At 73.8% G+C, this 16009-nt stretch carries 11 protein-coding genes; all 11 read left to right on the forward strand.

Going from position 1 to position 16009, the window contains the following annotated elements:
* Positions 1–68: 68 nt before the first annotated feature.
* The 11 genes from AC1UE5_RS22745 to AC1UE5_RS22795 all read left to right on the forward strand — a co-directional run bounded on the left by AC1UE5_RS22745 (position 69) and on the right by AC1UE5_RS22795 (position 16003).
* Complete coding sequence (locus AC1UE5_RS22745; RefSeq protein ID WP_482927900.1) at positions 69–2255, forward strand: diguanylate cyclase; 2187 nt, start codon at positions 69–71, stop codon at positions 2253–2255.
* 23 nt (positions 2256–2278) lie between these two features.
* The gene (locus AC1UE5_RS22750; protein WP_482927902.1) at positions 2279–2719 is read left to right on the forward strand and encodes a helix-turn-helix transcriptional regulator; all 441 of its coding nucleotides are present in this window, start codon (positions 2279–2281) and stop codon (positions 2717–2719) included.
* 10 nt (positions 2720–2729) lie between these two features.
* A complete protein-coding gene (locus AC1UE5_RS22755; protein ID WP_482927904.1) occupies positions 2730–3140 on the forward strand; it encodes a VOC family protein in 411 nt (136 codons plus the stop codon).
* Between the two features lie 3 nt (positions 3141–3143).
* A complete protein-coding gene (locus AC1UE5_RS22760; protein ID WP_482927906.1) occupies positions 3144–5537 on the forward strand; it encodes an excinuclease ABC subunit UvrA in 2394 nt (797 codons plus the stop codon).
* Positions 5538–5618: 81 nt separating this feature from the next.
* A complete protein-coding gene (locus AC1UE5_RS22765; protein WP_482927908.1) occupies positions 5619–6668 on the forward strand; it encodes an agmatine deiminase family protein in 1050 nt (349 codons plus the stop codon).
* On the forward strand, positions 6665–7333 hold the full coding sequence (gene ureA / locus AC1UE5_RS22770; protein ID WP_482927910.1) for an urease subunit gamma: 669 nt from the start codon (positions 6665–6667) through the stop codon (positions 7331–7333). The genes AC1UE5_RS22765 and ureA overlap by 4 nt, the downstream gene beginning before the upstream one ends.
* Entirely contained in the window at positions 7326–8951 is a 1626-nt protein-coding gene (locus AC1UE5_RS22775; RefSeq protein WP_482927912.1) for an urease subunit alpha, read from the forward strand. Before ureA ends, AC1UE5_RS22775 begins: the two co-directional genes overlap by 8 nt.
* On the forward strand, positions 8948–9538 hold the full coding sequence (locus AC1UE5_RS22780) for a TetR/AcrR family transcriptional regulator (RefSeq protein ID WP_482927914.1): 591 nt from the start codon (positions 8948–8950) through the stop codon (positions 9536–9538). Before AC1UE5_RS22775 ends, AC1UE5_RS22780 begins: the two co-directional genes overlap by 4 nt.
* A 179-nt stretch (positions 9539–9717) precedes the next feature.
* Positions 9718–11874: a TolB-like translocation protein gene (locus AC1UE5_RS22785; RefSeq protein ID WP_482927916.1), complete on the forward strand. Its 2157-nt coding sequence runs from the start codon at positions 9718–9720 to the stop codon at positions 11872–11874.
* Complete coding sequence (locus AC1UE5_RS22790) at positions 11871–14834, forward strand: hypothetical protein (protein WP_482927918.1); 2964 nt, start codon at positions 11871–11873, stop codon at positions 14832–14834. The genes AC1UE5_RS22785 and AC1UE5_RS22790 overlap by 4 nt, the downstream gene beginning before the upstream one ends.
* A 59-nt stretch (positions 14835–14893) precedes the next feature.
* Positions 14894–16003, forward strand: coding sequence for an AI-2E family transporter (locus AC1UE5_RS22795; RefSeq protein WP_482927920.1), 1110 nt, complete (start codon positions 14894–14896; stop codon positions 16001–16003).
* Positions 16004–16009: the final 6 nt, after the last annotated feature.

Consider the following 16009-nt stretch of genomic DNA (forward strand, 5'->3'; position numbering starts at 1 on the left):
CGCCAATGCGGCTCGGTCGTTCGTCCACGCCGCTCAGCAGAAGGTCAAGGTGCGACGACCAAGCGGCTGTGTCCCCCGTCGCACGTCTCAGCCTCCGGCCGCTCCGTCGCCGCGAGCGCCTGCTCACCCGGGTCCTCGGCCTCGGCGCGATGCTGCTCGCGCTCGTCGCCGGGCTGTTCTTCCTGACCCTGCGGGCGGAGTCCGACCGCACCGAGGCGGAGGCGACCAGCGCTCGCTCGGCGGACGTCTCCGCCCAGGCGCGCGAGGTGGAGCGGCTGGTCATCGACCTGGAGACCGCGACGCGCGCGTTCGTCCTGACGCGGGACCCGCGCTTCCTCACCTCGTACCGCGAGGCGCGCCGCGTCCTGCCGGGCGCCACCGCGCAGCTGCGGCGGCTCGTCGCCGGCTCCGAGCAGGAGCCGAGCGTGCACGAGATCGACACGCTCGCCGGCGCCTACGTGCGCGAGTACGCCGCGCCCGTCGCGAGCGGCGCGCGCCACGTCGCCGTGCACGACGCCGACGCCTTCGTGTGGGAGGGGCAGAACCGGATGGACCGGCTGCGTGCGCTCTTCCAGGACTTCCACGGCCGCCAGGAGCTGCTGGCCGCCGGCCGCGCCGCGCGGGCCGAGAGCACGTCGCGCCGCGCCGCCACCGTGGCGTGGGCCGGGCTGGCCGCGACCGTGCTCAGCGTGATCGGGCTCGTCGCCTTCTTCGTGCTCGCGGTCGTCCGCCCGGTGCGCGCAGCGACCGACGCGGTCGCCGACGTGGCGGGCGGGCGGCGCGACATCCAGCTCTCCGCGCGGGGCACCGGCGAGCTGGCCGCGCTGACCGCGGGCGTCAACCACATGGTCGCGGCCCTGTCGGCGCAGGAGCGCGAGGAGGCCCTCGCGACGCGCCGGCTCGAGGAGAGCGAGCAGCGCTTCCGCCTGCTGCTCGACCACATCGACGAGGTCGTCTTCCAGGCCGACGCCGGCGGGCAGTGGACGTTCCTCAGCCCCGCCTGGTCGACCGTCACCGGCTACACGCTCGACGAGACGCTCGGCCGTCGCGCGCTCGAGTTCGTCCACCCCGAGGACCGCGACGGCGTCACCGCGGTGTTCACGCGGCTGATCACGGGCGCGCGCCAGCGCGAGGCGTTCGAGCACCGGTACCTGGCCCGCGACGGCGAGGTGCGCTGGGTGGAGGTCGAGGCGCACCGGATGGTCGACCCCGCCACCGGCGCGATCGCGGTCAGCGGCCTGAGCCGCGACGTCACCGTGCGCCGCGAGGCCGAGGAGGCCGACCGCCGCCACCGCGAGAGCATGGCCGCCGTCGCCGAGGTCGCCCGCGTGCTGCCCACCAGCGGCGACGCGCGCTCCGCGATCGCCGCCGCCGCGCTGCGCGTCTCGGGCGCGGCGTTCACGGCGCTGATCGAGCGGCGCGGCGACGAGCTCGTCTCGACCGCGTCCGCCGGCCGCGGCATGCCGAGCATCCGCCTGCGCGTCGACGAGCCGTCCGCCAGCGCGGTCGCGTTCCGCACCGCCGCTCCGGTCTTCGTCCGCGACGCGGCGACGAGCTCGGTCATCTCGCCGCGCATCCGCGACGAGTTCGAGCTCGAGTCCGCGCTCTGGCAGCCGGTCGTCCAGGACGGCGAGACGGTCGCCGTGCTGGCGGTCGGCTGGACCGAGGCCGTCGGGAGCCTGAGCGACCAGCAGGCCAGCGTCATCGCGCTGCTGGCGGCCGAGGCCGCCGTCGCGATCGAGCGCGCCGACCTGCTCGCGCGCCTCCAGGCCCGCGCGACGACGGACGGGCTGACCGGCCTGGCCAACCGCCGCGTGTGGGACGACACGATCGCGGAGGAGCTGAGCCGCGCCGAGCGCCACGGCTACCCGCTCTGCGTCGCGCTGCTCGACCTCGACCACTTCAAGGCCGTCAACGACACCGAGGGCCACCACGCGGGTGACCTGCTGCTCGTCGCGTGCGCCGAGGCGTGGAGCGGACAGCTGCGCGACATCGACCTGCTCGCCCGGTGGGGCGGCGAGGAGTTCGCCGTCGCGCTCCCCGGCTGCGACCTGGAGGAGGCGACCGCGGTCGTCGAGCGCCTGCGCGGGGCGGTGCCGGAGGGGCGGACGTGCTCGGCCGGCGTGGCTCTGTGGAACGCGCAGGAGTCCGCGGACGAGCTGCTCGCGCGCGCCGACGCCGCGCTCTACACGGCCAAGGCCGAGGGGCGCGACCGCACCTGCGCCGCCGGCGTCCGGTTCCCGGTCGCGACCTGAGTGCGTGTGCCACGATCTCGGTCGTGGCCGGCACCCCCGCGAACGAGCACCTGAAGGACCTGGCGCGGCTGCGGCGCGTGCGCGACCGCATCGACCGCGAGTACGCCCAGCCGCTCGACGTCGAGGCGCTCGCGCGCGGGGAGCACATGTCGGCCGGTCACCTCAGCCGCCAGTTCAAGGCCGCGTACGGCGAGTCGCCGTACAGCTACCTGATGACGCGCCGGATCGAGCGTGCGATGGCGCTCCTGCGCCGCGGCGACCTCAGCGTCACCGAGGTGTGCTTCGAGGTCGGCTGCCAGTCGCTCGGCACGTTCAGCACGCGGTTCACCGAGCTGGTCGGCGTGCCGCCGAGCGTCTACCGGCGTGAGCAGGCCGGCGCCACCGACGGGATGGCGCCGTGCGTCGCCAAGCGCGTCACGCGACCCGTCAGGAATCGAGAAGCGACCACCACGACCCGCACGTAGCGTGCCCCCCATGACGAACCTCACCATCCACCAGGCGATGCTCCCGCACAACGACGCCGAGGCCGCGATCGCGTTCTACCGCGACGTCCTCGGCTTCGAGGTCCGCAACGACGTCGGCTACCAGGGCATGCGCTGGATCACCGTCGGCCCGCCCGATCAGCCCGGCACCTCGATCGTCCTCTACCCGCCGGAGTCCGACCCGGGGCTGACCGAGGACGAGAGCCGGATGATCAGCGAGATGATGGCGAAGGGCACGTACGCGTCGATCAACCTCGCGTCGACCGACATCGACGGCACGTTCGACCGCCTGCAGGCCAGCGGCGCCGAGGTCGTGCAGGAGCCGATCGACCAGCCGTACGGCATCCGCGACGCGTCGATCCGCGACCCCTCCGGCAACCTGCTCCGCATCCAGCAGGTCTGAGCGATGGCGACCGCCCCGGAGACGTCCGCGCGCAGCGGGCACGCTGCCGACAGCCACGACCTGATCCGCGTGCACGGCGCGCGCGTGAACAACCTGAAGGACGTCAGCGTCGAGATCCCCAAGCGGCGCCTCACGGTGTTCACGGGCGTCTCCGGGTCGGGCAAGAGCTCGCTCGTGTTCGGCACGATCGCCGCCGAGTCGCAGCGGCTGATCAACGAGACGTACAGCGCGTTCGTGCAGGGCTTCATGCCCTCGCTCGCGCGGCCCGAGGTCGACGTGCTCGACGGCCTGACGACGGCGATCATCGTCGACCAGGAGCGTATGGGCGCGAACCCGCGCTCCACCGTCGGCACGGTCACCGACACCGACGCGATGCTGCGCATCCTGTTCAGCCGGCTGGCCGAGCCGCACATCGGCGGGCCGGGCGCGTACTCGTTCAACGTCGCGTCCGTGAGCGGCAGCGGCGGCATCACCGTCCAGCGCGGCGACAAGACGATCACCGAGGCGGCGAGCTTCAGCCGCGTCGGCGGCATGTGCCCGCGCTGCGAGGGGCGCGGCGCGGTCAACGACTTCGACCTGTCCGCGCTCTACGACGAGAGCAAGTCGCTCAACGACGGCGCGCTCACGATCCCGGGCGTCTCGATGGACGGCTGGTACGGGCGGATCTTCCGCGGCGCCGGGTTCTTCGACCCCGACAAGCCGATCGCGAAGTACACCAAGCGCGAGCGCCACGACCTCCTCTACAAGGAGGCGACGAAGATCAAGGTCGACGGGATCAACCTGACCTACACGGGCCTGATCCCGATGATCCAGAAGTCGATGCTCTCCAAGGACGTCGACGCGATGCAGCCGCACATCCGCGCGTTCGTCGAGCGCGCGGTGGTGTTCACGACGTGCCCGGACTGCGAGGGCACGCGGCTGAGCCCCGAGGTGCGCGCGTCGAAGATCGACGGCGTCTCGATCGCCGACGCGTCCGCGATGCAGATCACCGACCTCGCCGAGTGGGTGAGCGGGCTGGACGAGCCCTCGGTCGCGCCGCTGCTCGCGGGCCTGCGCCACACGCTCGACTCGTTCGTCGGGATCGGGCTCGGCTACCTGTCGCTCAACCGCCCGTCGGGCACGCTGTCGGGCGGTGAGTCGCAGCGGGCGAAGATGATCCGCCACCTCGGCTCCTCCCTCACCGACGTCACCTACGTCTTCGACGAGCCGAGCATCGGCCTGCATCCGCACGACATCCAGCGGATGAACGACCTCCTGCTGCAGCTGCGCGACAAGGGCAACACCGTGCTCGTCGTCGAGCACAAGCCGGAGATGATCGCGATCGCCGACCACGTCGTGGACCTCGGGCCGCGCGCCGGCTCCGCGGGCGGCGAGATCGTGTTCCAGGGGACGGTCGAGGAGCTGCGCGGCGCGGACACGCTGACCGGGCGCCACCTCGACGACCGCGCGCAGCTGAAGGAGACGGTGCGCGAGCGGTCGGGCGCGCTCGAGATCCGCGGCGCGAGCACGAACAACCTCCAGGACGTCGACGTCGACATCCCGCTCGGCGTGCTGACGGTCGTCACCGGCGTGGCCGGCTCGGGCAAGAGCTCGCTCATCCACGGATCGGTGGCCGGCCGGGACGGCGTCGTCGTGGTCGACCAGGGCGCGATCCGCGGCTCGCGGCGCAGCAACCCGGCGACGTACACCGGCCTGCTCGACCCGATCCGCAAGGCGTTCGCGAAGGCCAACGGCGTCAAGCCCGGCCTGTTCAGCGCGAACTCCGACGGTGCGTGCCCGGCCTGCAACGGCGCGGGCGTGATCTACACCGACCTGGGCATCATGGCCACGGTCGCGAGCCCGTGCGAGGAGTGCGAGGGCAAGCGGTTCGAGGCGTCGGTGCTCGATCACAAGCTCGGCGGCAAGGACATCAGCGAGGTGCTCGCGATGTCGGTCGCCGAGGCGGAGGCGTTCTTCTCAGGCGGCGACGCGAAGCTGCCCGCGGCGCACAAGATCCTCGACCGGCTCGTGGACGTCGGGCTCGGCTACCTCACGATCGGCCAGCCGCTGACGACGCTGTCGGGCGGCGAGCGGCAGCGCCTCAAGCTCGCCACGAACATGGGGACCGGTTCCCGCCCGCCCGGGGTCTACGTCCTCGACGAGCCGACGACCGGCCTGCACCTGGCCGACGTCGAGCAGCTCCTCGGCCTGCTCGACCGGCTCGTGGACGCCGGCAAGTCGGTGATCGTCATCGAGCACCACCAGGCCGTCATGGCCCACGCGGACTGGATCATCGACCTCGGCCCGGGCGCCGGCCACGACGGCGGCCAGGTCGTGTTCGAGGGCCCGCCCGCCGACCTCGTCGCCGGCCGCTCGACGCTCACCGGGGAGCACCTGGCGGACTACGTCGGCGCCTGACGCGCACGGGCGGGCACACGCCACGGCCAAGTTCCTGAAGAAGTTTCAGGAACGCGGCTGCGACTGGTACCGTCGCGCGTCATGAGCGCGCCAGAGACCGTGGACCGTCGAACCGCGCTGCGGATGCCGCCGGAGTGGGCGCCGCACGAGCGGACGTGGATGGCGTGGCCGTCGCACGGCTACACGCTGGGCGACGACCCCGAGGAGGCGCGCGCGACGTGGGCCGCGGTGGCGCGCGCGATCGTCGCGTTCGAGCCGGTGACGATGCTCGTCGACCCGGTCGCGCTCGAGGACGCGCGGCGCCACCTGGATCCGCGCGTGGAGCTGCTCGAGGCGCCGCTCGACGACGCGTGGATGCGCGACATCGGCCCGACGTTCGTGCACGACGCCGGCGGCGCGTTGCGGGCGGTCGACTGGGTCTTCAACGGCTGGGGCGGCCAGTCGTGGGCGCGGTGGGAGCACGACGCGCAGGTCGCGCGCACCGTCGCGGACGCGGCGCGCGTGGAGGTCGTCGGCTCGCCGATGGTCAACGAGGGCGGCGGCATCCACGTCGATGGCGAGGGCACGGTGCTCATCACGCGCACGGTGCAGCTCGACGAGGGCCGCAACCCCGGCTGGGACGAGGCGCGGGTCGAGGCGGAGCTGGCGCGGACGCTCGGCGCGGAGAAGGTCATCTGGCTCCCGCGCGGCCTCACGCGCGACTACGACGAGTTCGGCACGCGCGGCCACGTCGACATCGTCGCCACGTTCGCCTCGCCCGGCACGGTGCTCGTCCACCGCCAGGACGACCCGGCGCACCCCGACCACGAGGTCACGCGCGAGGTCGCCGAGCTGCTGCGCGGGGAGACCGATGCGCGGGGCCGGCGGCTGACCGTGATCGAGGTGCCCGCGCCGCGGTTCACCCACGACGAGCACGGGCCGGTCGACTACAGCTACATCAACCACTCGGTCGTCAACGGCGGCGTCGTGCTGTGCGGCTTCGGCGAGCCCGAGGCCGACGCACGCGCGGCGCAGATCATCGGCGCGGCGTACGCGGGCCGGCGGGTGGAGCTCGTCGACGCGCGGCCGCTGTTCGCGCGCGGCGGCGGCATCCACTGCATCACGCAGCAGCAGCCCGCGGTGCGGCGATGAGGCTGCTGCCCCAGGAGCAGGAGCGGCTGCTCCTCTTCCTCGCCGCGGAGCTGGCCCGCAGCCGGCGCGCACGCGGGCTCGAGCTCAACCAGGCCGAGGCGACCGCGATCGTCTCCGACGCGATCTGCGAGCTGGCCCGCGACGGCCTGCGCTACCACGAGGTCGTCGCGCGCGCGTACGACGTGCTCGGGGAGGAGGACGTGCTCGACGGCGTCCGCGCGCTGGTGCCGCGCATCGAGGTCGAGGCGCTCTTCCGCGACGGCCGCCATCTGGTCGTCGTCGAGGACCCGCTCGGGCCGCCGCCCGCGCCCGCGGACCACGACGCCGAGCCGGAGCTGCCGTGGCGCGAGGACGCCGCGGCGCGGCTCACGGTCACGAACACGGCGGACATCCCGATCGCGGTGACGAGCCACTTCCACTTCTTCGAGACGAACCCGCGGCTCGACTTCGATCGCGCCGCCGCGTACGGCATGCGCCTCGCGCTGCCCGCGCGCGCGAAGTGCTTCTTCCTCCCCGGCGAGCCGCGCGAGGTCGCGCTGACGCCGATCGCCGGCGCGCGCGTGGTGCGCGGGCACGGGGAGCTGGTCGACGGGCCGCTCGACGCGCCCGGGGCGAGGGACGCGGCGCTGGCCGCCGCGCGCGAGAAGGGATACGCGGGTGCCTGACATCACCGCCGTCCGCCTGGGCGACACCGACCTGCACGTCGTCCCCGAGCGCGACGACGTCCGCGGCCCCGACGAGCTGATCCCCGGGTTCGGCAACACGATGCGCGACGGCCTCGGCGTGCGCGCCGAGCGCGGCGGCGTCGACATCGCGATCACCGGCGGCCTGATCCTCGACCCGCTGCTCGGCGTCAGGTACGCGTCGATCGGCGTCAAGGACGGGCGCATCGTGAGCGTCGGCCGGGCCGGCAACCCGGACACGATGGACGGCGTCGACGTGGTCCTCGACGTGACCACGGCGGTGCTCGACGCGACGGGGATGGTGGTCACGCCCGGCGGCATCGACACGCACGTGCACTGGCTCTCGCCGCAGGTCACCGACGCGCTGCTCGCGTCCGGCGTCACGACGATGGTGAGCCAGGACTACGGCCCGGTGTGGAACCTCGGCACGAACCCCGAGGAGGGCCTCGCGCTCGCGTGGGCCGCGCTCGAGGGGTCGCCGATCAACGCGTGCCTGCTCGTCCGCGGCTCCTCCTCGCGGCCCGAGCCGGTCGCGGCGATGCTCCGCGCGGGCGGCGGCGGGCTCAAGATCCACGAGGACGTCGGCGCGGGCCCGGTGCAGATCGACACCGCGCTGCGCGTGTGCGACGAGCACGACGTCCAGCTCGCGATCCACACCGACGGGCTCAACGAGGTGCTCTCCGTCGACGGCACGCTGCGCGCGTTCGCCGGCCGCAGCGTCCACGCGTTCCACATCGAGGGCGCCGGCGGCGGCCACGCGCCGAACCTGATGGAGCTCGCGGGGCGCGCGAACATCCTCACATCCTCCACGTCGCCGACCGTCCCGTACGGCGTCGACACGGCGGCCGAGCACGAGGCGATGGTCGCCGCCGTGCACGTGCTGGAGCCGGGCCGCGTGGCGGGCGACCGCGAGGCGATCCGCGCCCGCGTGCGGACCGGGACGATGGCGGCCGAGGGCGTCCTGCACGACCTCGGGATCGTCCACATGCTCTCCAGCGACTCGCAGGGCATGGGGCGCGCGGGCGAGGTCGTCCGGCGCGCGTTCCAGAACGCGGACGTGATGAAGCGCGTGCGGGGCGGCGAAGGTCCGCACGACAACGAGCGCGTCCTGCGCCACCTGGCCAAGGTCACGATCAACCCGGCGCTCACCCACGGCCTCGCGCACGACGTCGGCGCGCTCACCGTCGGCCGCGTCGCCGACTGCGTGCTGTGGAAGCCGGAGCTGTTCGCCGTGCGGCCCGAGCTGGTCGTCAAGTGCGGCCTGCCCGCGTGGGGCGCGAGCGGCGACCCGAACGCCACCACCGCGCTGTGCGAGCCGGTCACCGTGCGCCCACAGGTCGGCGGCGTGGGCGCGGCGCCCGGGCGGCTCTCGATCGCCTTCACCGCCGCGGCGGCCGCGGACACCGAGCTGCCGACGACGCGGCGGCGGTCGGTCGTGCAGGGCTGCCGCGACATCGGGGCGAAGGACATGGTGCGCAACGACCGGCTGGCCGACGTGACGGTCAGCCCGGACGGCCGCGAGGTGCGCGTCGACGGCGAGGTCGTCGGCATCGAGGGCGTGGCCGAGGTCGCGCTCTCCGGCCGCTACCTGCTGGGGTGAGCCCGCGCCGGGACACGCGCGGCGCGATCCTCGCGGCGGCGACCAAGGTCATCGCCGCGCGCGGCGTGCGCAACCTGCGTGTCGAGGACGTCGCGCGCGAGGCGGGCGTCTCGACGCCGCTCCTCTACTACCACTTCGGCGACCGCGCGGACCTCGTCCGCGCGGCGCTCGAACGGGCCAACGAGCAGGCGCCGAGCATGCGCGGCAACGGTGCCGCGCCCGACACGGGCGGGAACGCGCGCGCGTGGCTGGTGGAGGCGCTGCACGGCGAGCTCGACGACGCCCCGGCGGTGCGCGACAACGCGATCGTGTGGAACGAGGTGAGCGCGTCGGCGGTCTTCGACCCCACGCTGCGCGAGGCGCTCCAGCGCGTCACCGCGGACTGGAACGCGCGGGTCGAGGCGGCGATCGCGGCGGGCGTCGCGGACGGCTCGATCGCCCCCGGTGTCGACCCGCGCGAGGCGGCCGAGCAGCTCACCGCGACGGTCGAAGGGCTCAGCCTGCGCTGCCTCGCCGGGACGGTCGCGCCCGACCGCGCGCGCGAGCTCCTCACGCGCGCGCTCGACGCCTACGTGCCAGGCGTCTGAGCGGGTGTTCGCAGCGCACTGAAAAACGTTTCGGTACCTCGTGTACGAAACCGTATATGGTGCGCGCCTGTCCCGGCGCTGGGAGGCCGCCGAACACCACCCCACAGGAGGAGCCCCAGGTCGTGCCGAGACACGTCAGAGGAATCGGTCTGCTCGCAGCTGCCGCCTTGTGCGCCGCTGTGCCCGCGGCGGCGAACGCGGCGGACGAGGAGTACGCGTACGAGCTCGTGACCCCAGGCGCCCTGGAGGGCAACGGCGTCACGGACGGCTCGTCGGCCACGGTCGACGGCAACGCCGTGCGGTTCACCAGCCCCGGCACGCTGCCCGGGCTGCCCGCCGCGCTCTTCTACTCCTCGTACGTCTCACGTCGCACGCCGACGGGGTGGGTCCCGGAGATGCACACACCGCGCCCGCCCAGCGACAGCCCGACGCTCACGACCGACGCCATGTCGCCGTTCGGTGTCTTCTCGGACCTCAGCGGCACGTTCTTCAACACGGCCGTCGCGCTCGACCCCGCCGACCAGAACAAGGACGCCTTCGGTGGTGGGGGTCTCGACGTGTACCTGTCCCGGCCCGACGGGACGGTGCAGTGGCTGACCAAGCGTGCGGGCGCGCCCGACACCGGCACGGCGCCGGACGCGGTCTACGGCGGCCAGTCGCCCGACGGGAGCACGGCGGTCATCCAGACCAGCAAGGAGATCCACCCGACCGTTCCCGGCGGGACGAGCCAGGTCTACGCATGGCGCAACGGCACGCTCGAGCTGGTCAGCGAGGTGAGCGGCGCGACGAGCGGCGGCGCGGTGCTGGGCGGCGGCACGGGCCCGACCGCGGACGACTACGGCGGCCCCCGGGTCAAGCGCGCGGTCTCCACCGACGGCCGGCGCATCATCTTCAGCACGACCGCGAACCCCCGCCAGGTGTACGTGCGCGAGGACGGCACGAGCACTCCCGTGGCGACGCTGCACCGCACCGACGGCGTCGTCCCGGCGGCAGCGACCGCGACGTTCCAGACGGCGTCGACGGACGGGCGATACGTCTTCTTCACCACGACGCGCCAGCTGACCGACGGCGCGCACGCGACGGCCAGCGTGAACGGCTTGTACCGGTACGACCTCGAGACCGACAGCATGCTGCTGGTGAGCGCGGGCGCCACCGGGGGCGTCAACAGCGTCGTCCAGGCGTCGGCCGACGGCAGCGCCGTCGCGTACATCGCGTTCGAGGCCAGCAAGCAGGAGCTCTACCTGTGGCGGGAAGGCGCGCCCCGCCAGCACGTGGCGACGCTCAACTCGAGCCTCGACATGAACGACCTGTGGGCCGTGGGCAAGGAGGGGCACCACAACGGGCGCCTGAGCCCCGACGGCTCGATCTTCGTGTTCGCCGCCAAGACCAAGATCGGCACCTTCGACACCGGCATCGAGAACCAGCGCCAGGTCTACGTGTGGGACGCGGAGGCCGCGGAGCTCTCATGCGTCTCCTGCCGCACCGACGGCCTCCCGACGGCCAAGCACGCGGGCGGCCTGTTCGACCTCGCGCAGAGCGCCCCGTTCCCGATCGACGGCACGATGCAGGCGCGCAACGTGACCGACGACGGGCTCCTGTTCTTCGAGACCACCGCGCCGGTCGATCCGGCGGACGACGACGAGCTCAGCGACGTGTACGTGTGGGACGGCGAACGCGCGTCGCTGTTCTCGGTCGGCATCGACGAGGACCCCGCGCATTTCATCGACGTCACTCCTGACGGGAGCAGCGTCTTCTTCCGCACCCGCGCGACGCTGACCGCGTGGGACACCGACCGTGGCGGCACGGACCTGTACGTCGCCAGGCTCGGTGGCGGGTTCCCCGAGCCTGAGCCGTCCGCCGACTGCGGCGAGGCGGCCGAGTGCCGTGGCGCCGGGACGCCGGCGCCGGTGCCGCCCGCCCCGGGCTCGGTCCTCCACCGTCCGGGCAACCCGCCTGCGGCGGGTCCGGCGGTCGAGAACCCGGACGGCGACGGCACGAAGGGGGCGGAGCCGAAGCTGCGCAAGCTCACCGCCTCCGACCGCAGCCGCTGGGCCCGGACCGGCCGACTGAGCGTCAAGGTCACGCTCGCCCAGGCCGGCGCCGCCCGTGTCGTCGCCCGTGCGACCATCGGCGGCAAGGTCGTCACGGTCGCCAGCGGCAAGGCCACGCTGAAGCAGGCCGGGATCGCGTCGGTGACGCTGCGGCTCTCGCAGGCCGCGCGGCGCGCGCTGCGCCGGAGCGGGAAGCTCTCCGTCCGGCTGCACGCCACCGGCACGTCCTCGACCACCGGCACGAGCCAGACGCTCGTGCTCCGTCGCGCGGGGGCCGGTCGATGAGCTTCCCCCTCGCGTCCCCTGCGACCCAGGAGCAGCCGATGCTCTCGACCCTCACGCGCTGCGTGCTCGCCGGCCTCGTCGCCGTGCTCGCGGCGCTCGCCGCGGCAACGCCGGCGCACGCCGCGTTCGGCATCGCGTCGTTCACGACCGACGTGAGCGATCAGCGCGCCGGCGGCCATCCGGACGCGACTGTCGCGTTCGCGCTGAACACGAAGCCGGGCCCCTCGACGTACCCGCTGCCGGACGAGGGCGCCCGTGACATCGTCGTCGAGCTGCCCCCGGGCCTGATCGGCAACCCGCACACCGCGAAGCTGTGCACGCCGGCGCAGCTCACCGACACCTCCAACACGGCGTGCCCGCCGGAGTCGCAGGTCGGCATCAACGAGCTGGTGGTCGGCCTCTCCGAGGGCCCTCCGCAGACGCTCAAGGTGCCCGTCTACAACATGGTCCCTGAGGGAGGCGAGCCGGCGACGTTCGCGTTCGTGGTCAACACGCCGCGCGTGCAGATCCACACGGCGATCCGTGCGACCGACCGTGGGCTCACGACCACGATCCGCAACCTCAACCGGGCCGCGCGGCTCTACTCGGCCAAGCTCACCCTGTGGGGCGTGCCGGCCGATCCGTCGCACGCGCCCGACCGGTGGTGCCCGGCCGGCTACTCGCCCGCGTCCTCCTGGAACTGCCCGAGCACCGCGACGCCGAAGCCGTTCATGCGCAACCCGACGGCCTGTGAGGGCGAGCCGCTCGTCACGACGCTGCGCGTCCGCTCCTGGCAGAGCCCGGACGTCTGGAAGACGGCCGAGACGGTGACGCCGCATCCGCACGGGTGCGAGGACCAGCCGTTCGAGCCGACCGTGACGGCGACGCCCGACACGACGAGCATCGACACGCCCACGGGCCTGACCGTCGACGTGAAGGTGCCGCAGAACGAGAGCCCGACCGGGGTCGCGAGCGCGGACCTGCGCAAGGCCGTCGTCACGCTGCCCGAGGGGCTGACGCTCTCGCCGGGCGTGTCGGACGGGCTGCAGGCGTGCACGCCCGCGCAGTTCGGGCGAACGAGCGAGGCCGCCCCGGCGTGCCCGGACGCGTCGGTGCTCGGGTGGACCGAGATCGCCTCGCCGCTGGTGCCCGACCCGCTCGAGGGCAAGATCTACATGGGGCCCGCGGACCAGCCGGGCAGGTACCAGGTGTACGTCGACGCATCGACCGACGGCGTGCGGCTCAAGCTGATCGGCGACATCACACCCGACCCGCAGACGGGCCGGCTGACCGCGACGTTCGACGACAACCCGCAGCTGCCGTTCACCGACTTCCGGCTGCACTTCGACGGTGGGCCGCGCGCGGCGCTGGCGACGCCGGCGGTGTGCGGCACGGGGGCCGCGAGCTCGGTGCTGACGTCCTGGGCGGCGCCCGCCCTCGCGCCGGTGCGCTTCGACGACCAGCCGATCGCGTGGGGCGCCGAGGGCCAGTGCGGCGAGCAGCCGTTCACGCCCGCGTTCGCCGCCGGCACCACCGACCCGGGCGCGGGCAAGCGGACGGCGCTGACCGTCCAGCTCGCGCGTGAGGACCGCACGCAGCAGCTGGGGCAGATCGCCTCGGTGCGGCTGCCGCAGGGGCTGATGGCGGACGTCGGCTCCGTGCCGCGCTGCGCCGCCGCGGCGGCCGCGACGGGCGCGTGCCCGGAGGCGAGCCGCATCGGCAAGGTCGTCGTCGGCTCCGGCCCGGGCGCCGCGCCGCTGCACCTGGGCGGCACCGCGTACCTCACCGACGGGTACAAGGGCGCGCCGTTCGGGATGGCGCTCGTGATCCGCGCGATCGCGGGGCCGATCGACCTCGGCACCGTCGTGGTGCGGTCGGCGATCCGGGTCACCCCGGACGCGCGCATCGAGGTCGAGACCGACCCGCTGCCGCAGATGCTCGGCGGCATCCCGCTGCGCCTGCGCAGCGTGGAGCTGACGCTCGACCGGCCCGGCTTCGTCGTCAACCCGACGAGCTGCGAGCCGGCGCAGATCGCCGCGACGCTCAAGTCGACCACCGGCACGTCGGTCGACCAGAGCAGCCGCTTCCAGGCCGCCGACTGCGGCGCGCTGCCGTTCGCGCCCAAGCTCGTCGCGACGGCGACAGAGGGCAAGGGCAAGACGCCGCCCGCCGGGCTCAACGTCAAGATCGGGCAGGCGAGCGGCGAGGCCAACATGCGCTCGGTGACCGTCGACGTCCCGAAGCAGCTCGCCGTCCGCCTCGAGGCGCTCGGCGGCATGTGCTCGACGGCGCAGCTCGACGCGAACGCCTGCCCGGCGTCCGCCAAGGTGGGCACCGCCACCGCGGTCACGTCGATCCTGGCGACGCCGCTGACCGGGCCGGTGGTGCTCGTCGACGCGGGCACGCCGCTGCCGAAGCTCGCGGCGCTGCTCGCGGGCGACGGCATCGCGCTGCGGCTCGAGGGCGACACCGCGCTGACCAAGCGCAACAACCTCCGGACGATCTTCGGGTCGGTGCCGGACGTGCCGCTCTCCTCGTTCGAGCTCGACCTCCCGGCGACCGGGAACGCGGTGCTGCAGGCTGCGGCGGGGCTCCCGTGCGAGGGCCTGCGGATCGGCGCGTCGTACGTCGCGCACAACGGGGCCAAGCGGTCGGCGATGCTGCCGGTCAAGGTGCCGTGCACGGCCGCGGCGTGGCGCCCGACGGTGACGAGCCAGACGCTCACCGGGCGCGCGCTCGTGCTGAAGCTGAGCGTCCGCGGCGCCGGGCGCATCGTCGTGCGCGGCGCGGGCCTGCGGACCACGAAGCGGACGGTCAAGCAGGCCGGCGCGGTGACGGTGCGCGTGCCGCTGACGGCGCTCGGCGCCCGCACGGTCCGCGCGAAGGACCGGTTCGCCGGCAAGGTGCGGATCAGCCAGCGGCTGCGCAGCCGCGCGGTCACCTCGCGCGTGGTGGACGTGCGCGTGGCGACCACCGAGTAGCCGGGGTTCACCCGGCGGGGTGAGGCTTCGTCACCCGGCGTGGCGGGACGGTCGGCGGCATGACGCCACCGCCCCCGCCGCGCCGGGTCGAGGTCGTCGTGCCGGTCCGTACGCTGCTCGTGCTGCTGGCGTTCGGGACGGTCGTCCTGCTCGGGGTGCTGGCGCTCGACACGCTGCTGTCGGTCTTCATCGCGGCGATCCTCGCGCTCGGGCTCGACCCGGTCGTGAGCGCGCTCGTCCGTCGCGGCTGGTCGCGCGGGCGGGCGGCGCTCGTCGTGTTCGCGGCGCTCGGCGCCACCGTCGTCACGCTCGTCCTGCTGGCGGTCGGGCCGGTGTGGGACCAGGTCGTCGAGTTCGTCCACGAGCTGCCGGCCTACTGGGAGGAGCTGACGAGCAGCGACGTCTTCCAGGACATCACCGCGACGGCGGGCGCGGACGACACGATCCGCAAGGGGCTGCAGGAGCTGGCGGCCGGGCTGCCGGAGGCGGCGAGCGCGGTGGTCGGGCTGGCGGGTGGCGTGTTCGGCTCGGTCCTCTCGCTGGTGACGCTCGCGTTCCTCGCGCTGTTCCTGCTGATGGAGCGGCCGGCGATCACCGACTGGCTGTTCGGCTTCACGCCGCCGGCGGTGGAGGCGCGCTGGCGCCCGGTGCTCGAGGACTCGATCCTCGCCGTGTCGTCGTCGCTGCTCGGCAACCTCGCGGTGTCGATCGTCGCGGGCACGGTCGCGGGCGTCTCGTCGTGGCTGCTCGGCCTGCCCTTCCCGATCGTGCTCGGCCTGATCACCGGGCTGCTCGACCTCATCCCGCAGGTCGGCGCGACGATCGCGGCGGTCATCCTGGCGCTGGTCGCGCTGACGGTGAGCACGCCCGCGGCGATCGCGACGATCGTGATCCAGCTGATCTACCAGCAGATCGAGAACTACGTCGTCTACCCGATCGTCTACCGGCGGGCGGTCGAGCTGTCGGCGTTCACGACGATCGTCGCGGTGCTGGTCGCGAGCGCGCTGCTGGGGGTCGTGGGAGCGATCCTCGCGGTGCCGTTCGCCGCGGTGATCAAGATCGCGCTGCGCGAGGCGTCGGCGCCGCGCAGGGCGCGGATGGCGCTGCTGCGCGCGGAGCAGGGGATCGCCGCGGCCGAGCCGCAGCTCGAGGAGGGAGCGAGCGGATGAGGGTCC

This window comes from Parviterribacter multiflagellatus (assembly GCF_056863265.1).

Bases quoted from the DNA above. Each gene is read 5' to 3' on its own strand.
- AC1UE5_RS22755 (WP_482927904.1), top strand. From the start codon at position 2,730: ATGACGAACCTCACCATCCACCAGGCGATGCTCCCGCACAACGACGCC.
- AC1UE5_RS22760 (WP_482927906.1), top strand. From the start codon at position 3,144: ATGGCGACCGCCCCGGAGACGTCCGCGCGCAGCGGGCACGCTGCCGAC.
- AC1UE5_RS22790 (WP_482927918.1), top strand. From the start codon at position 11,871: ATGAGCTTCCCCCTCGCGTCCCCTGCGACCCAGGAGCAGCCGATGCTC.
- AC1UE5_RS22795 (WP_482927920.1), top strand. From the start codon at position 14,894: ATGACGCCACCGCCCCCGCCGCGCCGGGTCGAGGTCGTCGTGCCGGTC.
- ureA (WP_482927910.1), top strand. From the start codon at position 6,665: ATGAGGCTGCTGCCCCAGGAGCAGGAGCGGCTGCTCCTCTTCCTCGCC.
- AC1UE5_RS22765 (WP_482927908.1), top strand. From the start codon at position 5,619: ATGAGCGCGCCAGAGACCGTGGACCGTCGAACCGCGCTGCGGATGCCG.